This window comes from Pseudothermotoga thermarum DSM 5069 (assembly GCF_000217815.1).
GTDB classification, from domain to species: domain Bacteria; phylum Thermotogota; class Thermotogae; order Thermotogales; family DSM-5069; genus Pseudothermotoga; species Pseudothermotoga thermarum.
This window is the reverse complement of record NC_015707.1, coordinates 1908330-1931457: the sequence shown is the minus strand read 5'-3', so window position 1 is coordinate 1931457 and position 23128 is coordinate 1908330. Positions and strand designations below refer to the sequence as shown.

The following is a 23128-nucleotide window of genomic DNA, read 5'->3' as shown; positions in this document are numbered from 1 at the left end:
AAAACAGCTTTGGAGGTGTCAACTTAAGCCGGGAAATACGATAAAATAAACGGGAACCAACTCTTCTCACCGAAAGGAGGTTCCCGTAAAGATGAAAGTTACAACAACAAATATCACCGAGTACCTATACCAAATTATACCAAACCTTTTTCAAAGACAAAGAGTTCCACATGAGGCGAAAGTATCTGCATTGGTTTTGTACTTTTATGGACTTGCATTAAGGAAGGCAGCAGCCATAATTGGAGTCAGTCATGAAGCCTTGAGGAAATGGTGGGCAAGGATGAAAGAAGAGATATTTGCTGAGAAGATAGAAGGCAATGCAGTAGTAGCTGTAGACGAGATGAAGGTGAACATAAACGGTTACTGCTGGTATGTATGGATAGCGTTTGAGGTTAAGAGGAAGAAAGTGATCTATGCGTTGGTCAGCAAAACGCGAGAGAAGGACAAAGCGAGCTTGGTGATGAAGATGGTGAAGAAGAGAGTGACAGGTAAGTTGAGGATAATAACGGACAAAGGGCCATGGTACTGGGAAGCGAGCGAAGAGAATATGGGATATTGGGAACACGAGCATGAGAGGTTTGGGGAGAGGAGTCTTGTTGAGAGCGTGATAGGGATAAAAAGGTACAGGCTGAGGCGTTTTAACATAAGCAGGTTATGGTACAAGAGGAGGGATGAGGACATAGTGAAGTGGCTATTTCCATTTCTTCTATTAGTGCAGTTTTCCTTCTTAAGTTGACAGGTCCACAGCTTTTATTGCATTCATATCGTTGGCTTTGATCTCTTTCTTAACAAGCTTTATAGCTATCTCGACTCCAGCTTCAACGAACAACATATTCATTGGGATTGGCCAAGTTGCAAATCTTCCTGCTCCTCCTTTTTCAACAACGGCATCGTTTATAACCTTGAGTATGTAGTTTATATCGCCTTTCTTCTCTGGTGGTATTGAGATTCCCAATGCTCCAGGATAACCATGTGTTGGTGATGGACAGCACTGCTCTGGGAAGATTCCACCATGCGTAAGAATCGCTTTGATCAACGGTTCTTGCATTCCACAGTTTGTGGAGAAGAAAGCCGTGTCTGGACCATACTTGGCTATTTGTCTTGGAACATCTTCAAGGATGAACTGTTGTGCACCTGTCAAACCTTGCTCACCAAGAGGATCTGGCGCAGAGACAAAGATAAACTCCATACCAAGTTCTTTACATCTTTGCTCCATTATGTCTCTTCGCTCTGCCAAAAGTTTATAGCTCATGTGTCTTGGGAACGAGTAGTGAATCAACCTTTTTGCCCCCATCTTGTAAGCAAGGTCTACGATTGTCTTTCCACGTCCTGGTGTATCTGTTTCCAAAGCCACATCTGCTACAGATTCAACTATCTCTGGATCCTCGTGTGGAACACCTACGACAAAGATTATGTCGGGTCTGAATTCCTTAACTCTTCTGATAGCAGCAACGGTACCAGGAACACCTTGACAAATCACAATTGCCTTAACTGTTGGATCGTAAGCAAGTTCGACGATTCTTGCAATAGTTGTCTCTTGCTCCTGCATGAATTTGTCTGGATAGGTAACGTGGATGATTTCTTTGCCGTATTTTGCTACGACATTTTCTGCTCCTCTGTATTCGTCTTCACCCTGCGAAACCGTTCCTGTTACAACACCAATTTTGAAACCCAAGGCGGCAAAGCTCAAAGTAGCTAAAACTGCCAGTACAAGAATCACTGCTAGAAGCTTTCTCATCCTTTCAACCCCCCGTAAGAGTAGTGTTCTTTTTTTAAAATTATACCACAACTTTTTCATGCAAAAACACTTCAACGCGGTTTACAGGCTTTAACTGGATATCCAATTTTCGCTAATTCTTCGCAGATTTTGTTTATATCATCTGCTTTTAAAGTAACAGTTTTACTGGTCAAATCTATTTCGTAATCTTTAACCCCTTCTTTTTCAAGTAGTTTTGAAATTCTCATTTTGCAGTGATTGCACGACATATCAGGCACAAACAAGACATATTCCATCGTTTTACCTCCTTTTTTAAATTTTTACAAGCATCCTTAGATTTAGGACTTTCAACTCCTTGTTGTACACAACGCTAACGCTGTCCAAAAAGCTGGAAATCAACAACATTTCTTCTTCAGAACCGTACTCACCTACCAAAGGTAGATAATAATAGGCAAGTTCCTCGTGTTTTTCCACATTCAGATAAAATTTAAGCATATCTAAATCGGATTCATTAAAGTCCACCTGAGCTTGTATTTCGATCAGATACCTTTGATCTTTTTCCTTTTGACAGGAAATATCGATTTTACTTGCCGATTTTGAAAGCAAATATTTCATTATTTGCGAACACAGTTTTGAAATTAACTCAGCCACCTTAGCCATTGTTGTTTTCACCTTTCTTCAAAGCCAATATTATTGGAACAAGTATCATCGCAACCAATCCTCCAGCAAAACCATTATTGTATAAATTCAACCCACCGTGCATAAACGCCGAACTGTTGACGACCGCACGATGTACAAAACCAGCTATCACTCCCCAAAGAAATCCAAATTCACCAGCAATCGGCGCAAGAGTTGTTCCAAAAAGTGCTGCAAGAACGTTGTTTGGCTCTCCCAAAGCATACGCATTGGTCAACCCACAAAGCGTAACACCAATCAAAATTGGTAAAACATTTTTTATGTGTTTTCCAAAAGCTCCAAAGCCTACAACGGTCATTATACCTCCAATCGTAGGACCGTTGAGCTGACTTCTCACCAAAAGCACATAAACAACCGATAAGATACCAAGAATACCCATGTTTGTCAAAGTGGTTTCAAAACCTTCCAAGAGCACAAAATCTGTGGCAAGTTTACCACTGTGTCTTAAAAGTTTGGAGTACTTCCTGAACGTTTTTGAGCTTAACCACCAACCTAAAAACACCTGCGCACCAAAAACGCAAAAAAGAAAGATTGATAACACAAGGTTGTTTCCGCTGCTCCAAAATCTTTGTGGCAACATCTCATATCTATAGACTCTGAAAAAAGCCGCAAAGATCATGCCAACCATTCCACACGTAAATCCAACGTTATACAAATTGTACCCTTTGTGTGCGGTAAGAAAATGCATTGCCAAAGAAGGCAGGAAAAAGCCAACTACTATTCCTACAAAGTAAGAAAACAAAATGGCTTTGAATCCTGTAAAAGGAAAATGAAAAGCAATTTGAGTTACAAGTGGAGATATTGCCGTACCGAAGTAACTTATGTATATGTATCGGCTGAAGGGCTCTTTTTTATAAAGCGAGTACAGATAAACTCCAATCAATATTGGCCACACGTTGAAAAGATTCTTTCCAAAAAGTGCAAAACCACCAACGGTAAAAACGGATGCAATCATCAAACCGGTAACTTGAAGATTCAACAGCGAAGTGATCCAAGTGAAAAGGATCATAAGAACTCCGGCGTTGAAGAAAGCCGCAGAAAGCCCACCAATTTCAACGTAATCAACCAATAGAAAATCTGGAAATACAACGATTCTCTTCAATCCTTCAAGAAAAGCCAAAGGATTCCAAAGCGCACCTGAAAAAAGGGAAAACAAAACAAAAGCTAAACCAATAGAATAAAGAAAAAACCTTCTCCTATCCTTGGTTTGGTTCAAAGTAGATCCCCCCGGCAACTTTTTGCTATTTTCAATGCTAAAGCAACTTGTCTTTTTGTCAAGTAGCTCAGCAAAAATCTATATTTTCATTTCTTCAAGAGTTGCTGCATCTTATTTCGTCTGTGTAAAGTAGAATGAGTACAGGATGACATAAACAACGAAAGGTGGAAAAAAGATGGAAAGAACCAAAGGCATTTTCTATTTGATCATAGCATCGACCTTGTGGAGCTTTGGTGGTGTACTGATCAAACTTGTCAATTGGAATGCCATGGCAATAGCTGGGACCAGAAGCCTGATAGCCGTTTTCGTTTTAGTGCTATACTTAAAAAGATTCAAACTGAATTTCACAAAGGATATGATTGTAGCTGCCTGCTTCTATTCTTTGATGGTCATAACCTTTGTTGCAGCAAACAAGTTGACAACTGCAGCAAACGCAATATTTCTTCAGTACACTGCTCCGGTATACGTGGCGATTTTTGGAACACTTATACTCAAAGAGAAAATGGTGATATTCGACTATTTGGCGCTTGCTTTTGTCTTCTTTGGAATGTTTTTGTTCTTCTTCGGCAGAATTTCTTCTGGGAGTATGTTGGGCAATTTCTTTGCCGTTCTGAGTGGTCTTGCGTTTGGACTGTTCATTGTGTTTCTAAGAAAGCAAAAGGATGCCAAGCCTGCTGAATCAGTTGTGCTGGGCAATTTTTTCACAGCTGTGGTTGGTCTGCCATTTTTGTTCCGACAGCCCATCACTACAACGAATGTAGTTGGAATAATCCTTCTTGGAACAGTTCAATTGGGTATTTCCTACATATTCTATTCCATAGCCATAACAAAAGTCACTGCTTTCGAAGCCTCGTTGATACCAGTCATTGAACCAATATTGAATCCAATCTGGGTTTTTCTTTCAACCGGTGAATATCCTTCAAAATTTGCTCTGATTGGCGGAACCATCATAGTGGGTTCAATTACTCTTCGATACGCAATCCCTGGTTTAGTTAGAAAGTCCGAAGACTAACTATTTTGTGGGATCCACAACTCTACCCATAAACAGCACAAGATTTTGGGACTTTTCAACAACGAAAAACAAAAAAGGTCTATCAAGCTTCAAAACAATCGGCGAAGCAAATGCCATTTTTATTCCCATAATCACAGCCGTGGCTGCCGCTGCTTCGCTCCCCTCTTCATTGACTTCAATAAAAGCTTCGTGAAGGACTTCGGTTATCTTCAGATCATTCACCGGTGTCATTCTGGAGAAATCCGCATAATTTGTGAAAGCGAGTACCATTCCAAGTTCCATGAGGGGTTTTACAAGCGAAAATCTGTTTCTAAACTTAAAACGTGGCATCGACAGATCAAGCTTTGTAAGTGAAGTGTTGGCAATCCATTTGCTGAAAACTTTCGAATTCAACCTTTCTTCAACCTCCCGAATACTTCGTCCTTTTTTTGGCAATACAACCAGCATGTATAATTTCTCACCAATATAAGGTATTTTTGCAACTTGAACATTTTCATCTTCGTAGTATTCAAAATCTTGGCTTATTTTCATCATGTCAACTTCCACATCCCCTGTGATTGAATGAAAGACATCCTTTTGCGTTTTTTCCGAGTCAAATTGATACAGCCACTTGCCTTTAAAGTATATCGCGTTGGTCAAAACCAATCGAGTTAACTCATCGATATCGTCAGCAGAGATTAGCTCAGGTATCCTACCGTTTGTGACATCGCTTATCCATTTGTTGATCTTTGCACGAGTTTGCCCTCTTTGAACACTATCCACGAAGTCTACTTCCTCCACGGGTGCTTGAAAGTTTTCCGAAACAACTTTCAGAAAGCTTTCCAAGAATGGATATCCTTGCTGGGCCCACAAAGCGTTGGCAATCCTCAGTTCATAGTATTCACTTTTTTCATTGAGAAACTTGACAAGTTCTCTGTAACTTTTTAAAATATCTCTTTCCTCAAATTTTGAAAGGCACAGCGTTTCAAGCATCTCCTGAAGCGTTTTACCAGCTGCTCCAAAACTTGTCATGGTGAGTGCCATCGAAATGCTCGTGGGGGATATGAACAGATTCTGCTCAGCTGGCAGAACTTTAAAGATATTGAACCCAAAATCATTGATCGAATCTGAAACGCTGTTTGCAAAACACATTAGACCAAGACAAACTGCAAACAAAACAACCAATGATCTCACACAACTCACCTCCTGTTCATTTGATTTTACTCCCTTTGGAGTAAAATTGTATTAACACCGTATACACAGAGGTGGTTCAAATGAAAGTCTATCTGTTAATAATGGCTCTTGCCCTAACATTTCTGATCGTGGGATGTTCCAACGTCCAGGTAGGGTTTGGAGTTTCCGTAGGAGTGCACTTGGTATCAACAACAAACGAATACATAGAATTTCAAATTGTAGATAGCAACGGAAGGCCTATTTCGAACGTTACCGTGCAAGTCCAAATCGATGAAACTATTTTGTGGGTAAAAACCGACGAAAATGGATATGTGAGAATATACGGAAGTTTTATCCCTGGCAAACCGTACTCGGTGATTGTAAGATATGCCTTGCTTGAAATAACAACAACGATAACTTTGAAGTGAAAAAATACCAAAAACAAAAAGGGGCTGCTTTTCGCAGCCCCTTTGACTCCCCGGGCACTACCTACTCTCGCATGGGGTTGCCCCCATACTACCATCGGCCCGGAGCGGCTTAACGGCCGGGTTCGGAATGGGACCGGGTGTTTCTCGCTCCGGTATCGGCACCCGAGGAAACATGCGAAGGATCACTGAAAACTGCATAGGAAGCACCAAGGTCAAGGCCTCGGCCGATTAGTACCGGTAGGCTCAACGCCTTGCGGCGCTTACACCACCGGCCTATCAAGGTCCTCATCTCGAACCGGCCTTACTCCCTTAACGGGATGGGAGGTCTGATCTTGGGACGCGCTTCCCGCTTAGATGCCTTCAGCGGTTATCGCTTATGGGCATAGCTACCCGGCGTATGCCCTTGGCAGGACAGCCGGTACACCAGAGGCCCACTCTCCCCGGTCCTCTCGTACAAGGGGAGACCTCCCTCAGACCTCCTGCGCCCGCGGCCGATAGGGACCGACCTGTCTTGCGACGGTCTGAACCCAGCTCACGTACCCCTTTAATAGGCGGACAGCCTAACCCTTGGGACCTGCTTCAGCCCCAGGATGGGATGAGCCGACATCGAGGTGCCGAACCCCGCCGTCGATGTGAACTCTCGGGCGGGACTAGCCTGTTATCCCCGGGGTAACTTTTATCCGTTGTCGACGACCCTTCCACCCGGAGTCGTCGGGTCACTAGGGCCGGGTTTCCCCTCTGCTCGACCCGTCGGTCTCGCAGTCAGGCCGGCTTATGCCCTTACACTCAACGGTGGATTTCCAACCCACCTGAGCCGACCTTCGCGCGCCTCCGTTACTTTTTAGGAGGCGACCGCCCCAGTCAAACTGCCCACCTGGCACTGTCCCCAACCTGCTCTTCACAGGTTCAGGTTAGAATTCCAGCGCAACGAGGGTGGTATTCCACCGGTGGCTCCACCGCCCCTGGCGAGGCGGCTTCACAGCCTCCCACCTATCCTATACACGCTGCGCCGGAATCCAATACCAGGCTGCAGTGAAGCTCCACGGGGTCTTTCCGTCTAGCCGCGGGTTGAGGGCATCTTCACCCCCACTGAAATTTCACCGGGTCCCCCGCCGAGACAGTGCCCCAGTCGTTACGCCATTCATGCAGGTCGGAACTTACCCGACAAGGTATTTCGCTACCTTAGGACCGTTATAGTTACGGCCGCCGTTTACCGGGGCTTCGGTTCGGAGCTACGCCCTTTCGGGCCTCACCCCTCCCCTTAACCTTCCGGCACTGGGCAGGCGTCAGTCCCTATACCTCCTCTTTAGGAGTTAGCAGAGACCTGTGTTTTTGGTAAACAGTCGCCAGGGCCTTGTCGCTGCGGCCGCCTCGGGCTCCCCCAGTTTCCGGGTTGCCCCTTCCCCTGGGTTCACCCTACTACGGCACCCCTTCTCCCGAAGTTACGGGGCCAATTTGCCGAGTTCCTTGGCGAGGGTTGTCCCGCTCCCCTGAGCCTTCTCAGCCCGCCCACCTGTGTCGGTTTGCGGAACGGTCACCTACGGTCTCAAGCGGTACGCGAGGCTTTTCTCGGCAGTGTGGGGTCAGCGCCGTTGGACCCTCACGGGTCCTCCCCATCACGGCTCAGCTCAGGCGGCGGATTTACCTACCGCCCTCAACGCCTAACCGCTTGGAAGGGTTTGCCACTTACCCTCGGCGCCTACCCTCCTGCGTCCCCCCTCGTACCTCGACCGCAGGTGGCGCTGGAATATTAACCAGCTTCCCTTCGGCTACCCCTTTCGGGTTTACCTTAGGGTACCGGCTAACCCTGGGCGGACGAACCTTCCCCAGGTACCCTTGGGCTTTCGGGGGGAGGGATTCTCACCCTCCTCTCGTATACTCATGCCCGCATTCTCACTTCCGCCTCGTCCAGCAGCCCTCGCGGGTCTGCCTTCGCCCTACAGCGGAAAGCTCCCCTACCGCCAGCACCTCCAGCGGAGGTACTGACCCGCGGCTTCGGGGGGTGGCTTGAGCCCCGTTACATCTTCGGCGCAGTGCGCCTCGACTGGTGAGCTGTTACGCACTCTTTAAAGGATGGCTGCTTCTAAGCCAACCTCCCAGTTGTCTTAGGCGCACCACATCCTTTACCACTTAGCCACCTCTCCGGGCCCTTAGCCGGCGGTCTGGGCTGTTCCCCTCTCGTCCATGGAGCTTATCCCCCACAGACTTTCTCCCGAGCTTTATGTGCAGGGATTCGGAGTTTGACAGGGTTCGGGGGTTACCCCCCTAGCCCTATCAGTGCTCTACCCCCTGCACAGACCGCTCGAGGCCGCACCTAAATGCGTTTCGGGGAGAACCAGCTATCACCGGGTTCGATTAGCTTTTCACTCCTACCCCCAGGTCATCCGAGGACTTTTCACTGTCCACCGGTTCGGGCCTCCAGTGGGTTTTAACCCACCTTCACCCTGCCCAGGGGTAGCTCACCCGGCTTCGGGTCTGCCGCCAGTGACTAGCGCCCTATTCGGACTCGCTTTCGCTACGGCTACGCCTCAATCGGCTTAACCTCGCCACTGACGGCAACTCGCGGGCTCATTACTCAATAGGCACGTCGTCACCCTTTCGGGCTCCGACTTAGTGTAGGCACGCGGTTTCAGGTTCTGTTTCACTCCCCTTCCGGGGTTCTTTTCACCTTTCCCTCACGGTACTAGTGCGCTATCGGACGGCGGGTAGTATTTAGCCTTGGAGGGTGGTCCCCCCAGATTCCCGCAGGATTCCACGGGTCCCGCGGTACTTGGGAACACAACCCAGGAGGTCTTCTCCCTTTCGCCTACGGGGCTGTCACCCTCTATGGCGCGCCTTCCCAGACGCTTCGGCTAGGGAGAAGATTTGTAACCTCCCGGCGAGTCCGTGGCCTCGCCCGGTTGTGTCCCACGACCCCGGTGTAACAACGCCCACGGGCTTTTACGTTACACCGGTTTAGGCTCTTCCCCTTTCGATCGCCTCTACTCGGGGAATCTCGCTTGATTTCTTTTCCTCGGGGTACTGAGATGTTTCACTTCCCCCGGTGTCGCTCCGCCTTTCGGCGGTGAGTGACCTTGACGGTCACCCAGGTTTCCCCATTCGGGAATCCCCGGATCAACGCCTGTTTGCGGCTCCCCGGGGCTTATCGCAGCTTACCGCGCCCTTCATCGCCTCCCGCCGCCAAGGCATCCACCGCGTGCCCTTAGTACCTTGACCTTGTGCTTCCTATGCAGTTTTCAATGACCCTTCCTTGGTGGAGACGAGGGGACTCGAACCCCTGACTTCCTGCTTGCAAAGCAGGCGCTCTCCCAGCTGAGCTACGTCCCCGCCATGGTGGGCTCGGGAGGAGTCGAACCTCCGACCTCACGCTTATCAGGCGTGCGCTCTTACCTACTGAGCTACGAGCCCGAGCCCAAACCTGAGTCACTCAAAAATGGATAGCAGTCCCGCACTTACTCCCTAGAAAGGAGGTGATCCAGCCGCACCTTCCAGTACGGCTACCTTGTTACGACTTAGCCCCCCTCACCAGGTTCACCTTCAACGCCGCCCCTCCCTTTCGGGTTGGGGTCGGCGTCTTCAGGTGCCCCCAGCTCGGGTGGCTTGACGGGCGGTGTGTGCAAACCCCGGGAACGTATTCACCGCGGCGTGGCTGATCCGCGATTACTAGCGATTCCGGCTTCACGCAGGCGGGTTGCAGCCTGCGATCCGAACTGGGGGTGGTTTTAGGGATTAGCTCCCCCTCGCGGGATCGCAACCCACTGTACCACCCATTGTAGCGCGTGTGTAGCCCAGGGCATAAGGGGCACGAGTACCTGACGTCGTCCCCTCCTTCCTCCGGCTCGTCGCCGGCAGTCCCCCTAGAGTGCCCGGCCGAACCGCTGGCAACTAGGGGCAGGGGTTGCGCTCGTTGCGGGACTTAACCCAACACCTCACGGCACGAGCTGACGACGGCCGTGCACCACCTGTGCGGGCTCCCCTTCCAAAAGGAAGGGGTCCCTTCCCTTTCGGGTCGGTACCACCCGCATGTCAAGCCCTGGTAAGGTTCTTGGCTCAGCATCCAATTAAACCACGCGCTCCACCGCTTGTGCGAGGTCCCGCCAATTCCTTTGAGTTTCACCCTTGCGGGCGTACTCCCCAGGCGGCCCACTTAACGCGTTAGCTACAGCACGGAGGGATTATCCCCCCACACCTAGTGGGCATCGTTTACGGCTAGGACTACCCGGGTATCTAATCCGGTTTGCTCCCCTAGCTTTCGTGCCTCAGCGTCGGGAGCGGCCCAGGAGACCGGCTTCCCCACCGGCGTTCCTGCCGATATCTACGGATTTCACCCCTACACCGGCAGTTCCGTCTCCCTCTACCGTCCCCAAGCCTGGCAGTTTCGGGCGCAATTCCACGGTTGAGCCGTGGGATTTCACACCCGACTTACCAGGCCGCCTACGCACCCTTTACGCCCAGTAAATCCGGGTAACGCTCGCCCCCTACGTATTACCGCGGCTGCTGGCACGTAGTTAGCCGGGGCTTTCTCGCGAGGTACCGTCATCGGTGCGGCATTCCACTCCGCACCTTATTCGTCCCTCGCAACAGGGGTTTACACCCCGAAGGGCTTCATCCCCCACGCGGCGTCGCTGGATCAGGCTTTCGCCCATTGTCCAAGATTCCCCACTGCTGCCTCCCGTAGGAGTGGGGCCCGTGTCTCAGTGCCCCTGTGGCCGACCACCCTCTCAGGCCGGCTACCCGTCGTAGGCTTGGTGGGCCGTTACCCCACCAACTACCTGATGGGACGCGGGCCCATCCCTCAGCGGGGCAGTTGCCCCTTTCATCCAGTGACCTTCGTCACTGGATCGTATGGGGTATTAGCCAGGGTTTCCCCTGGTTATCCCCCTCTGAGGGGTAGGTTACCCACGCGTTACTCACCCGTTCGCCGCTGGTACCCTTGCGGGTACCCGCTCGACTTGCATGTGTTAGGCACGCCGCCAGCGTTCACCCTGAGCCAGGATCAAACCCTCCACAAAACGTGAAGGATTTTAAGATCCTGACATTGTTTTTGGGTTCGGCGGGACTGCTATCCACTTTTCAATGACCCAGGACAAAAAGCAATCGAGTCATTTCAAGACTCTTTTCTTTGTATTTTGATTTTTTAGACCCTGCTTCTTTAGACCGTTTTATTCACGAGCGACCGTGTATGATAGTATCACCAAGGGCACGGGGATGTCAAGTTACAGAAAAGTAAACAAAAAAGAAATTTTCAGTATCAACCAAAAGATATCACTTCACCAGCGGGCGTAATGGTCTTCCACCCATCCAAAGGCATCTTCTATCAGATAAACCCTTCGATTTTCATCTCTCACAAAACCTTTGAAGAAACCAAACAACTGGTTCATTTTTGAGGCGACGATCAAAAAGTTGGTTTTGGAGTTTCTTAAAAAAACAGGTTTAAACTCAAGCTGAACTTCGTCGGAGTTGATGGAGTAAATTTTCCAAAGATTCATCAAATCGTCTAAATCATACGAAAACACAACGTCACTTTCAATTTTTGTGAGTTTGCCGTTGACCAATAATCCATTTTCGTTTATCCCAGTTTTGTCGGTCCATTTTCCTCCAAGATTCACTCCAATGACAGTCCCATCACTTAAACGTGTTGCAAAACTTGCCCAATTCCAAGTTGTCTTATACTTCCAAACTCCTCGTCCAAAATCGAGAGTTGCAAAGCTTTCAGACTCATCAAACCTTATTTTTCTATCTTCGAAAATAACTTCACCTCTTGCCATCAACGAAAATTGCTTGCTTGTAAATTGAAATCTATTCCAACTCCAAGGTACAACAACGTTCAAAGATTCAAAATTTTGGTGAAAGATCTCAAACTTCGCGGATAAATTCTCTCTTCGATGATCTTCCACAAAAAGTTCCGTAATTTGTGCTTTTCTGATCATATGGATTTTAAAATTTCTAGTCTCAAAAAAAACAGACTCTTCAGGTGTTTCCGGCATTTCATAACCAATTCCAAACGGAGTTATAAAGCTTCTTTCCCACATTTTCTGTTCCTTGAAGTCTACAAAATACCAAAAGCTTATACCAAGATAGTCCAAATCGGCTACAGTTACCGAAAAAAGATAATTCTTGTTGTAGACGGCCCAATAATTCCACTTTTTCTTTCTAAACAAATGTCCTTTAAGATTGCATCTTACAAGAGGTTTTCTTGCCCAACCAAGGGCTGAATGATTCAATCTGCCAAGTTTTGTGCACAGCTCAACGGGTTTAGTTATCTCCATATTCAGGGAAAATTTCACCTTGATCACCTCTTATTTTCTCAACTAAAAGCTGAGCGGTTTTGGTTGCGGCAATTCCTCCAAGACCTGTCTCGCGCAACTCTTCTGGTAAACTTCGGCCAACTTTTGAAAGTGCTTCAACCACTTCATCAAAAGGAATTACGCTTTGAATACCAGCTATTGCCATCTCAGCAGTTGCGATAGCCAAATTAACAGCCGTTGCATTTCTTTTTATACAAGGAACTTCCACAAAACCACCTATTGGATCGCAAACCAAACCCATTAAGGATTTCAAGGTCAAGGCAGCAGCATGCGCCACTTTATCAGGATCCAAGGTGAAATAATAAGTCAAAGCAGAACTTGCCATGGCAGCGGCCGCACCAATTTCAGCTTGACACCCCGCAATTGCTCCAGATATGGAAGCCACCGAAGCTATTCTATTACCTACTTCTCCCGCAACTATGAATGCGTTGGTCACATCATCAACATCGGCTGAAAAAACTTTCCAAAGCGCATACAAAACACCCGGTAAAACCCCACAAGAACCAGCAGTTGGACAAGCCACAATTTTACCCATTGAAGCATTTGATTCAGCCATAGAAAGAGCTGCAACAGTGGCAATGTAGTTGAATTTTCCCATCATCAATGGTTGATGATTTGAAAAAGTATAAGCAGCGTTTTGAACCATTCCAGTTAGACTTTTGGAAGGTTTCCCAAAATTTTTTTCACAAAGGTCAAGTATGGTGATGACAAGTCTCTTAAGCTTTTGGCTAAGTTCCAGCGGATCCAAACCTTCTTCCATCATTTGATTTATCAAGATAACCTCGTGAAATGGTTGCTGGCTTTTCTTAGAGAGCCCTATCAATTCAGCGAATTTCATAACAAACCCCTCGTTTTACATAAAGTCATCTCGTGGCACGAAATAACACTCAAGAACACAGTCTAATTTTTTTAGCTCAGAAATGTCCACAGAACCGTCGAGTTCAATTATCGTCAAAGCCTTTTCTTCAAGAAAACTTATTCGACGAAGGTACAGATTGGCGATGTTGGCCTTGATCAAGGTGGTTATTCTCGACAGAACACCAGGTTTGTCTTTGTTTAAAATCACCAAAGTATCGTATTCCCAGCTTATATCACACTTCACACCGTTTATTCTTGTTATCCTGATGGCTCCACCACCTACTGAGCAACCTTCAATTTCTTGGGCTGTATCCAAAACTTTTATCAAAACCGTGTTTGGATGCACGTCACCAAGATCTTTCTTGAAAAACCTGAAATCAAAACCGCGTTCTTTAGCTATGGTTATAGCATCTTTCACCCTTTCGTCGTCGTAATTCATACCAAGCATTCCCGCAGCAAGAGCTTTGTCGGTACCATGCCCAAAACCTGTTTTAGCAAAGGAACCGTGAAGTATGAACTCAACCTTTTTTGGAATATAACCCAGTAACTTGTTGACAAACCTTGCTATTCTCATGGCTCCAAGTGTATGAGAACTAGAAGGCCCAATCATAACAGGCCCTAAAATTTCCGTCAGCTTCATAGTACACCTCAGTAGAAAAGTTTTGCAAGATTTCTCAAATATTCGTCTACAATCTTCAAGTTGAGCATGCTTTCAGAATACGGTACTTCGGTAACTGTAAAACCTCTCATTCCAACTGCGTGATAAACCCTGGCTGCTTTAACCATTTCAACAGCTCTAGTTGCCATCATGGTTGCTATTATCCTGTCCATGCTGACAGGACTTCCTCCCCTTTGTAGATATCCAAGGCTGGTGTAACGCCATTCAATGTTGATATCTTTCAAAGCTTTTTGAATGTACATTCCTATGACCTTAGCTGGAGGTGTTTCTTGCGTCACGCCAACTTCTTCGTAAAACTTTTGGTCCAATTTCAACCCATCTTCAACCACAACTATCGAGAACCTTTTGTGCCCTTCATAACGTGACCTTATCTTCGCCAACAAATCCTCTGCTTTAAAACCTTCCGCATTTGTTATAACATAATCTGCCCCACCTGCAAGTCCTCCAACAGTGGCTATCCATCCACTTGGTCTGCCCATCGTTTCGACTATCATAACCCTGTGATGTGCTTCGGCTGTGGAATGCAACATATCCAAAGCGTCAGTGACATGGCTGACGGCTGTGAAGAAACCTATTGAAAAATCTGTGAACGGCAAATCGTTGTCTATCGTGGCTGGAATCAAAATCGATGGTACGTTGGCCTTCATCAATCTCAACGCGGCTCTTGTTCCAATCCTGCCACCGAGTATCAGCAAACAAGTTATGGAATATTGTTTGACCTTTTCAACGACCTTGTTCACTTCCTCATCGCTTTCTGGAATGTACAAAGAAGTGCCCAAAATAGTTCCACCTCTGTGAAGTATTCCTGAAACACTGTTTCTGGTTAAAACATCCAGTTGATCTCTCAAAAGCCCTTCAAAACCATCTTTTACTCCAACAACCTCTAAATCTTCCATATTGCTTTTCACAACAGTAGCCCTTATGGCTGCGTTTAAACCTGGGCAATCGTTACCAACGCACAAAATAGCTATTCTTCTCATAGTCTTACCTCCCTACCAAAGTTGCCAATATGACCGAGGTTATTGCCATCAATTTTATCAATATGTTTATCGAAGGACCAGCGGTGTCTTTCAACGGATCACCAACGGTGTCACCAACAACGGATGCTTTGTGTGCCATGGATCCCTTTCCTCCGAAATGACCTTCCTCTATGTACTTTTTGGCATTGTCCCATGCACCACCAGAGTTGGCCATGAATATTGCAACCATGACACCCGTGACAGTGGAACCTATCAAAATTCCAGCCGTTCCGGTAGAACCGATTGTAAAGTAACCCGCAATAGGTACAAGAATAGCCAAAAGTGATGGTAAAACCATCCTTCTCAAAGCCCCTTTTGTTGCTATCTTTATACAACGCTCGTAATCTGGCTGAGCATGTCCAGATATTATTCCCGGAATTTCTCTGATTTGTCTTCTTATTTCCTCAACCATTTCGTCTGCAGCGTCTCCCACCGCCTTCATGGCAAGGGCGCAAAAAAGAAACGGTAGCATTGCTCCAATCAATGCGCCTGTGAATAAAGAGGGATTTCGTATGTCAACCGCACTGATGTGAGCAACGTTCGCATAGTTCGAAAACAAAGCAAGAGCTGTTAAAGCAGCCGAAACAATTGCAAATCCTTTTCCCATCGCGGCTGTGGTGTTTCCAACTGCATCGAGCTGATCTGTTATTCTTCTGGCCCTTTCATCTAAACCAGCCATTTGTGCTATACCACCTGCGTTGTCGGCAATCGGTCCATAGGCGTCTATAGAAAGGTTCATCCCAAGCGTTGAAAGCATTCCAACTGCAGACAGAGCCACACCGAAAAGACCAAGAAGTTTGTAAGAAAGCATCACTGCAGCCACGATCATGATCGTGATAATAGCCGTAGACTCCATACCCAAAGCAATGCCGTTTATCAAAATGTTTGCAGCTCCCATGTTCGCAGATTTTGCAAGTTCAGCAATCTTTTTACTGGAAGTGTAAAATTCCGTTAAAAGCCCCACGGAAATTCCCACAACAACGCCCATTAAAACCACGACAAAAGCAACAAGATAGTTATTTGCGAGCGAATAAATTAAAATACCTACAAGTAAAAGAACGTTGGACAATATCGATCCAAACCTTAAAGCGTCCCCCGGATTTGAAAACTTCTTTGTACTTGCCGAAGTCACCAAAACGGAGATCATGGAGCTAACAAGTCCAGTTAAAGCAACGAAGATAACAAATCGATAGGCCTTTAAATCATTCGCAAAAGAAGCCAAGGCCAATGCGGAGAATATTGAACCAATGTAAGACTCGTACAAATCCGCTCCCATTCCCGCGACGTCTCCAACGTTATCTCCAACATTGTCAGCTATGACCGCGGGGTTTCTTGGATCATCCTCTGGTAAATTCGCTTCTGTTTTGCCAACTATATCTGCACCAACATCGGCAGCCTTCGTGTAAATTCCTCCACCAACTCTTGCAAACAACGCAACAAAGGACGCCCCAAAAGAATAGTAACCAACGTACGATATTTCCTTGAAAATCGAAAGGACAATTCCTATTCCCAAAAGTCCAAGCGCGGAAACCGTCAAACCCATGACTGCCCCGCCTTGAAAGGCTATCCGCAAAGCTTTGTCCATCCCATAAAGGGCAGCCCAACTTGTCCTGGCGTTGGATTTTGTGGCAACGACCATTCCGAAAAATCCTGCCAGCGTTGAAAACAAAGCTCCAAGAAGCAACGAAATACCTGCTTTAAAGTTGAAAAACGAGAGAAAAACTACTATGGCGCCAACTATTGGGAAAAACACAGAATATTCCTGAAGTAAAAAAGACCTTGCACCTTTTTGAATTATCAAAGAAAGCTGAATTGTCTTTTCGTTTCCAGGGCTTGAATCTAGTATTTTGAAGGTCAAAAAAATTGTGTATGCGCAGGATATAGCTACAATGAGAAACAAAGCCAGCAAGTTTAACACCTCCCAGCAGCCTTTTTCTGAATACGATAATACCAAAAAAACCGAATTAAAAAATCATCAAATGCAAAAGCAAAGAGTACAAAAATTCGGAAGCTTTTGGAACAAGTTCATCGGCGGGAAGAAAACGATCACTGTGTAAGCCATAGGTTTCTCTTTCTTTTGTTCCAAACCAGAACATCAAAGCGGGATAATACTGCGAGAAATACCCGAAATCTTCAGCGGTAAACTTTGTATCACATTCAACGAAATTCCAACCATAAGCTACAGCAACTTGTTTAAGAACGCTGAACAGCTTCTCGTTCACTTCAACTTGCCGGTAAGTTGCTCCTCTTTTTATTTGGAATGAAGTACCAAGGTCAAGACAGATTTCCTTGAGCGTTTGATTGAGTTTTTCGACAATTGAATCAATCTTTTCTAACTTTTTACTTCTTATAGTCCCTTGTAAAACGACCTCATCTGCTACCACATTCCTTGCTCTACCACCAGCTATTTTGCCAAACCAAACTAAGTCATCGCACCAGCTCATTTTATAAAATTTCTCTAAAAACTCAACACAAGTTCTTAGAGCATCCTTTCCCATCCAGTGGAATGCGGCGTGCGCCGCTTGACCAACAACTTCCACATCTATTTCAAGCGATGCACAAAACAAAGTACCAGGTTTGCTTGCAATCGTGCCGACAGGATATTCGTCAGTCACATGCATGGCAACAGCCGCTTTGATATCATAACCTTTTTCAAGTAAAAAATTCAAAATTTTCAAAGCCCCACAGCCAGTTTCTTCACCAGGCTGAAAGACGCAAATGACATTTCCTGCAAAATTTCTTTCAACGATTCTTTTCATCAGCCCGTACAAAGCAGCCATGTGAAAATCATGACCACAAGCGTGCATAAAGTTATTTTTGGATCTGTAAGAATAGTTTGTTTTTTCCTCTATCTCCAACGCATCCATCTCTGCCCTAAAAAGAACGAAAGAATTGTCTTTTAACATCCGTCTGACGATAACAAGCCCTGTTTCAACTGGGAAGATTTCCCCAAAATTCAGTTCTTCGATGAACTTTTTAAGTATCTTATGCGTCGTGAACTCTTTGAAAGATGGTTCAGGATGTTGGTGCAAGATTCTTCTTAGCTCTATCTCTCTCACCAGATACCTCCCTCAAACTTTTTTCAAATAATTCGACGATCTCATCGATTTGATCATAAGTTATGTTTAAAGCCGGTAAAAATCTAACCACATTCCCCCCAACTATGTTCAGTAAAAGACCGTGATTTAATGCACTTTCTTTCAATATATCCCCATCGACGCTTACTTCCACACCTATCATCAACCCCAATCCCCTTACATCCCGTACCGCTTCACTTTGAATCAAGCTCAACTTCTTTTTGAAATAGTCACCTTTTTCCCTGACCTCGCTTACAAGCTGATTTGTCAACTTCTCAAGCACAACTTTTGCGGCAGAAAGTGCCACTGGATTTGGAGCAAAGGTGGAACCATGCTGAGAGTAAGTAAAAACTTCCTTCAAATCACCTGTGAAAATAACTGCTGCAAGCGGAAGTCCTCCTCCCAAAGCTTTTGCAACGGTTATTACATCTGGTTCGAGGTTGAAATGCTCGTAACAGAAGAATTTACCAGTTCTTCCAAGTCCAGCTTGAACCTCATCGACAACTAAAACTATTCCATACTCACGCTTTGCATACATTATGGCTTCTGCCATTTTGCTGGAAAGAGGTTTTATACCACCGCTTCCAAGAAGTGGTTCAACAAAGATAGCGGAAATTTCAGCATGATGTTTTTCAACAAAATCTAAGAATTTTTCAACATCGTTGTGAGGTAAAATCACTACACCTTCAAGTAAAGGCTCAAAAGGTTCTCTAAGCTTTTCAAAACCTGTTATAGACAACGAACCAATGGTTCTACCGTGAAAGTTGCCTTGAAAGGAAAGTATTAACCCCTTTTTGAATTTTTTGACAGCTTTCAAAGCTGCCTCGTTTGCTTCAGTACCAGAATTTGCAAAGAATACTTTGCCGTCTTTACCGACCTTTTCAACCAGTTTTGAAGCAACTGTTTCAGCATCCTCATCGAGAAAAAAGTTCGATAAGTGCGTGTACCTTGAAACTTTTTCGACTATAGCTTTTTGTATGTCCAAATCACCGTGACCGAAGGCAAGAACTCCTATCCCTGAGAAGGTATCTATAAACTTTTTGCCATCTTTGGTGTACAAGTAAATACCACTTGCTCGCTCAATTTCCAAATTGAAATACCTGTAAACCCCCACCAGATGACTCACTTGAAACTCTCCCTTCGTTTTTGAGATTTCTCAAAGCTTCAACGATCTGAGTTTTTTCTCTGGTCTTTTCATCCACTTTTTTGATGAACCTAGCCGGTACTCCAGCCACAACTGTGTAAGGTTCAACATCGTTGATCACAACAGCACCAGCTGCCACAACAGCACCCCTTCCAACGGTTACTCCTTCTAACACAACTGCGTTGGCACCAATTATCACGTCATCTTCTATGACAACGGGTTTGGCGCTTGGTGGCTCTATGACACCTGCTATGACTGCACCTGCACCGATGTGACAATTCTTACCGATGATAGCCCTGCCACCTATCACAGCATTCATGTCGATCATTGTTTTTTCACCAATTTTAGCACCAACGTTTATTATCGCTCCCATCATTATAACTGCTCCATCTCCAATTTCCACAAGGTCTCTTATTATGGCTCCAGGTTCTATGCGAGCGTTGTACTTCGTTAGATCAGCCAGCGGTAGGGCAGAGTTTCTAGCTTTCACTTCAACGTAAAAGTCATCTAAAAATTTTCTGTTTGCCTCGACGAATCTCACAAAATCTTCATACTCCCCTAAAACGATGCCAAAACGCTCGTCACCAAAAAAACGCAGATTTTCAAATTTCACTTTGTCCAACTCACCTTTCACGTAAGCAACAACAGGGGTTCTTTTCCTAGATGTGGCGATCAAACGAATAATGGCTTCTGTCGTCAGGTTATCCACCAAATTTTCCATGCAACTTCCCTCCTCTTGATTGATGTGTTATTAATAAAAAAACCGGGCTACCTTTTTCAGGTAGCCCGGTGATCTTTTTCTTCCTGCGGCTTTGCGCTACAACAAGCGCAAGCAGCCGCCATCGATCACCGGGCGGCTGCGCTTCTTAGCGTTCTTTATTTCAGCTACAAGGATGTCATCATAAGCAAGCAAAGATATCAAAATCAATTCCTCCCCACAAGTTTGCTTTGCTTATATAATATTTCGACAATCAAAGCTTTTTGATGTCGATTTGCATAAGAAATATTTAAGCAAACGTTAAAATAAAAAAGAGTTCCTTTGTTTGGCAAAGCTGATATAATCTTCTTTGGACAACTTTTGTTGCAAACCGTTTGAAAAAGGGGTGTTGAAAAGTGGCAGAAAAGCTTGGGATTTTAGTTGGTGGTGGACCGGCACCTGGTATCAACAGTGTTATAAACGCCGTTACGATTGCCGCCATCACAAGTGGTGTTGATGTTGTTGGAATCTACGATGGGTTTGAACATCTCATGAAAGGCAGAACCGACATGGTTCGACCTTTGACCATTTCCGATGTCTCGCGAATCCATACCGAAGGTGGATCAATACTTCGAACTTCCAGAGCCAATCCAACAAAAAATCCGGAAGATTTGGAAAGAGCGGTTAAAGCTTTAAAAGAACTTAACATTCGCTACCTTGTCACAATTGGTGGGGATGACACGGCTTTCTCCGCTTCAGCCGTTTCTAAGGCAAGCAACCACGAAATATACGTTGCACATGTCCCAAAAACAATAGACAACGATTTGCCTCTTCCAGGGGACATGCCAACCTTCGGTTATGAAACTGCTAGACACGTTGGAGCAGAACTTGTTTACAACCTGATGCAAGATTCAAGAACAACCAACCGCTGGTATTTCGTCGTAGTCATGGGAAGAAGGGCAGGACACCTTGCACTTGGGATAGGAATGTCTGCAAGCGCCACTTTGACCTTGATAGGAGAGGAATTCAGAAAAGATAAAATAACCTTGGCCGAGGTTTGCGACGTCCTTGAAGCGGCGATAATAAAAAGAAGAATTCTTGGAAGAAAAGATGGTGTAGCGGTCATCGCAGAAGGTATAGGAGAATTAATAGATCCAAAAGAGTTTGAGCAAATACCAGGAGTTGTCGTTGAAAGAGATCCCCATGGTCACATAAGACTCTCTGAAATTCCACTTGCCACCATTCTCAAAAGAGAAATTCAAAAACGCTTTGAACAAAGGGGAGAAAAAATAACAATAGTCGATGTGACACTTGGCTATGAGCTAAGATGCGCAAGACCAATTCCGTTTGACATCGATTACACAAGGACACTTGGCTATGGTGCCGTTAGATTTCTCTTGAACGAAGCTTCACCTGAAAAACCTGGTGGATTGGTTTGTTTGGACCAAGGCCGCATAAGAATTATGCCCTTTGAAGAACTGATCGATCCAAAAACTGGTAGAACAAAAGTCAGGTTGGTCGATCTGGAATCAGAACGCTACAAAGTTGCTCGAAAATACATGATCAGGCTAACAAAGCAAGATCTTGAAGATCCAGTTACGCTTAGAAACCTTGCGGCAGCGGCAAAAATGAGCGCAGAAGAGTTCGTCAGAAAATTCTCGGCAGCTGCGGAAATCTAGCTAGATATGTTAAAGCCCCGGATTGTCCGGGGCTTTTTTGGTTACTCACTTTTTCTCCTTTTTTTCCTTGCTTGTTTTCTTTTCTGGTTGTGGTGCCTGTTCCTTTTTTTCTTTCTTTCCGCAGGCCATCATATACACCCCCTTCCACGGCGCTTTGAAATTATTATAATCCAGAATTTTAACCGCTAAACAGGTATTTCTCCAAAAATTCTTTAAGCGATCTTACCCTTGGAAGACCGTTCAAATACCTATTGTACGGCCAATCCATGACAACCGTTGGTATACCGTGATCTATCAAATCTTTTATATGATGTGGTGCATCGTCCAAAGCTATCGAAATGCCAAGTTTCTGACATTTTTTACCTTTGCTCGAAGTTACAATTACAGGCAAGTCCAATCCAATATGCTTTTTAACCCAATTTTTGGTTTGCTCTTCGACGCTTTTGCCTTTCACAGGAAAGCGTGCAGTGATCAAATAAACTTCCGCTAATTTTTTGTTCACGACATCTTTCAAAATCTGTATATCTTCTTGGCTTGCGTAAAGCGGCAATTTTTCGTAAAAATCCTCTGTATTCTCTATCTCCTCCCAGACCTTCATTTCCTTTTCCAAATCAAGTCCAGGAACGCATTTGTGAAATTCCCAAACGGTTATTTCAACATCAATTGGAGTGGAAAAAAGTCTATTTGCTATTTCAAGGAAAGCTCGATTGAAGTTTGTCAACACATCGTCCACGTCTATCATAACCTTCACATTCTTCACCTCTTAAAATTGCAGCTTTTCTATTTCAGACACGTGTTTGAATGTAACCCCTACTTTTTCACAAGCTTTGTCAAAATAATCATCGTTGCCAACCATGACGCAATCTTTTGGTTCAACGTTCAACAAAAAGCAGATTTGCAAAAAATACCTCGGGTCAGGCTTGCAATAATGAAAGTTTTCCATTGCAGTTATCAAATCGAAATCTTTTTCATCCAAATCAATCCAATTCAAACGCCTTTTAATGGCAACCATTGGGAAAACCGGGTTGGTGGCCAACACAGTTTTCAAACCACTTTCTTTAGCTTTCAAAAGCACTTTGATAACGTTCAAATTTGGTTTTACAAAAACTTTTAAGTTCTCAAACTCATCACTCGTGTAAAAATCGTTGAAAACCTTTTCCCAATCTATACTAACCTTAAACCTTGCTGAAAAACATTTCAAAAACCTCGAGAAATTATTCGTTTTTCCATTCGCATTCGATATTATGTGTTCAACGCAATCAAGCACGTCTTTGCTGCTAATGCTGACGGAATACCCTTTTTGAACAAAATTTTTCAAGCGTTCAAAGTATGCCTTTGCAAACTGATCTTCATCAACTAAAGCTAACGTTCCATCGTAGTCAAACAAGATAGCTTTCATTTTTTATACCTCCAAAAGGATTCTAAAACATCAAAACAAAATCGGGC

19 protein-coding genes, 2 tRNA genes and 3 rRNA genes are annotated in these 23128 nt (G+C 45.2%); 4 read left to right on the top strand and 20 right to left on the bottom strand.

From position 1 onward, the window contains the following. The first annotated feature begins 91 nt into the window (after positions 1-91). On the top strand, positions 92-736 hold the full coding sequence (locus THETH_RS09625; protein WP_013932418.1) for a DDE-type integrase/transposase/recombinase: 645 nt from the start codon (positions 92-94) through the stop codon (positions 734-736). Here THETH_RS09625 and THETH_RS09620 read toward each other — a convergent pair. The 4 genes from THETH_RS09620 to THETH_RS09605 all read right to left on the bottom strand — a co-directional run bounded on the left by THETH_RS09620 (position 728) and on the right by THETH_RS09605 (position 3629). Beyond that, positions 728-1738, bottom strand: coding sequence for a DUF3798 domain-containing protein (locus THETH_RS09620; RefSeq protein ID WP_013933153.1), 1011 nt, complete (start codon positions 1736-1738; stop codon positions 728-730). The genes THETH_RS09625 and THETH_RS09620 overlap by 9 nt on opposite strands. 71 nt (positions 1739-1809) lie before the next feature. After that, positions 1810-2013, bottom strand: a complete 204-nt coding sequence (locus tag THETH_RS09615) for a heavy-metal-associated domain-containing protein (protein WP_013933152.1) — start codon at positions 2011-2013, stop codon at positions 1810-1812. Between the two features lie 16 nt (positions 2014-2029). Then, a complete protein-coding gene (locus THETH_RS09610; protein WP_013933151.1) occupies positions 2030-2377 on the bottom strand; it encodes a hypothetical protein in 348 nt (115 codons plus the stop codon). After that, on the bottom strand, positions 2370-3629 hold the full coding sequence (locus tag THETH_RS09605) for a DUF1576 domain-containing protein (protein WP_013933150.1): 1260 nt from the start codon (positions 3627-3629) through the stop codon (positions 2370-2372). The genes THETH_RS09610 and THETH_RS09605 overlap by 8 nt, the downstream gene beginning before the upstream one ends. 175 nt (positions 3630-3804) lie before the next feature. Here THETH_RS09605 and THETH_RS09600 point away from each other — a divergent pair, with 175 nt between their 5' ends. Beyond that, positions 3805-4641, top strand: coding sequence for a DMT family transporter (locus tag THETH_RS09600; protein ID WP_013933149.1), 837 nt, complete (start codon positions 3805-3807; stop codon positions 4639-4641). On the opposite strand, the gene THETH_RS09595 is transcribed toward THETH_RS09600, so the two are convergent. Beyond that, positions 4642-5814, bottom strand: coding sequence for a serpin family protein (locus THETH_RS09595; protein WP_013933148.1), 1173 nt, complete (start codon positions 5812-5814; stop codon positions 4642-4644). It lies immediately after the preceding gene. An 80-nt stretch (positions 5815-5894) separates the two neighbouring features. Here THETH_RS09595 and THETH_RS09590 point away from each other — a divergent pair, with 80 nt between their 5' ends. After that, a complete protein-coding gene (locus THETH_RS09590) occupies positions 5895-6221 on the top strand; it encodes a transthyretin-like family protein (RefSeq protein WP_013933147.1) in 327 nt (108 codons plus the stop codon). A gap of 49 nt (positions 6222-6270) precedes the next feature. Here THETH_RS09590 and rrf read toward each other — a convergent pair. The 13 genes from rrf to dapD form a co-directional block, all read right to left on the bottom strand. Next, positions 6271-6387 (bottom strand): 5S ribosomal RNA (rrf, locus tag THETH_RS09585). Between the two features lie 42 nt (positions 6388-6429). Further along, positions 6430-9437: ribosomal RNA gene (locus tag THETH_RS09580) — 23S ribosomal RNA — on the bottom strand. A 35-nt stretch (positions 9438-9472) separates the two neighbouring features. Then, a tRNA-Ala gene (locus THETH_RS09575) sits at positions 9473-9548 on the bottom strand. Between the two features lie 4 nt (positions 9549-9552). Further along, positions 9553-9629 (bottom strand) — tRNA-Ile (locus THETH_RS09570). Between the two features lie 55 nt (positions 9630-9684). Next, positions 9685-11233: ribosomal RNA gene (locus tag THETH_RS09565) — 16S ribosomal RNA — on the bottom strand. Together the 16S, 23S and 5S rRNA genes with 2 tRNA genes alongside form the textbook arrangement of a ribosomal RNA operon. 258 nt (positions 11234-11491) lie before the next feature. Further along, positions 11492-12508 carry a DUF2804 domain-containing protein gene (locus THETH_RS09560; RefSeq protein ID WP_013933146.1) on the bottom strand — a complete coding sequence of 339 codons (1017 nt, stop codon included), beginning with the start codon at positions 12506-12508 and terminating at the stop codon, positions 11492-11494. Further along, positions 12477-13367: an L-serine ammonia-lyase, iron-sulfur-dependent, subunit beta gene (locus THETH_RS09555; RefSeq protein WP_013933145.1), complete on the bottom strand. Its 891-nt coding sequence runs from the start codon at positions 13365-13367 to the stop codon at positions 12477-12479. Before THETH_RS09555 ends, THETH_RS09560 begins: the two co-directional genes overlap by 32 nt. Before the next feature lie 15 nt (positions 13368-13382). Continuing rightward, positions 13383-14027: an L-serine ammonia-lyase, iron-sulfur-dependent subunit beta gene (gene sdaAB, locus THETH_RS09550; protein ID WP_013933144.1), complete on the bottom strand. Its 645-nt coding sequence runs from the start codon at positions 14025-14027 to the stop codon at positions 13383-13385. 8 nt (positions 14028-14035) lie between these two features. Next, the gene (locus THETH_RS09545; RefSeq protein ID WP_013933143.1) at positions 14036-15046 is read right to left on the bottom strand and encodes a 6-phosphofructokinase; all 1011 of its coding nucleotides are present in this window, start codon (positions 15044-15046) and stop codon (positions 14036-14038) included. Positions 15047-15050: 4 nt separating this feature from the next. Further along, positions 15051-17003, bottom strand: a complete 1953-nt coding sequence (locus tag THETH_RS09540) for a sodium-translocating pyrophosphatase (protein WP_245530493.1) — start codon at positions 17001-17003, stop codon at positions 15051-15053. Between the two features lie 46 nt (positions 17004-17049). After that, positions 17050-18144, bottom strand: coding sequence for a M20 family metallopeptidase (locus tag THETH_RS09535; protein ID WP_013933141.1), 1095 nt, complete (start codon positions 18142-18144; stop codon positions 17050-17052). Beyond that, positions 18101-19288 (bottom strand): aspartate aminotransferase family protein, encoded by a 1188-nt coding sequence (locus tag THETH_RS09530; protein WP_013933140.1) that lies wholly within the window; start codon positions 19286-19288, stop codon positions 18101-18103. The genes THETH_RS09535 and THETH_RS09530 overlap by 44 nt, the downstream gene beginning before the upstream one ends. Beyond that, positions 19242-20006, bottom strand: coding sequence for a 2,3,4,5-tetrahydropyridine-2,6-dicarboxylate N-acetyltransferase (gene dapD / locus THETH_RS09525; protein ID WP_407635692.1), 765 nt, complete (start codon positions 20004-20006; stop codon positions 19242-19244). The genes THETH_RS09530 and dapD overlap by 47 nt, the downstream gene beginning before the upstream one ends. Before the next feature lie 413 nt (positions 20007-20419). Here dapD and pfp point away from each other — a divergent pair, with 413 nt between their 5' ends. After that, a complete protein-coding gene (gene pfp / locus THETH_RS09520) occupies positions 20420-21682 on the top strand; it encodes a diphosphate--fructose-6-phosphate 1-phosphotransferase (RefSeq protein WP_013933138.1) in 1263 nt (420 codons plus the stop codon). Positions 21683-21860: 178 nt separating this feature from the next. Here the strand turns inward: pfp and THETH_RS09515 are convergent, their stop codons facing one another. Both THETH_RS09515 and THETH_RS09510 read right to left on the bottom strand, forming a co-directional pair. Further along, positions 21861-22424, bottom strand: a complete 564-nt coding sequence (locus THETH_RS09515; protein ID WP_245530601.1) for a 5' nucleotidase, NT5C type — start codon at positions 22422-22424, stop codon at positions 21861-21863. A gap of 21 nt (positions 22425-22445) precedes the next feature. After that, positions 22446-23081 carry an HAD family hydrolase gene (locus THETH_RS09510; protein ID WP_013933136.1) on the bottom strand — a complete coding sequence of 212 codons (636 nt, stop codon included), beginning with the start codon at positions 23079-23081 and terminating at the stop codon, positions 22446-22448. Positions 23082-23128 lie beyond the last annotated feature (47 nt).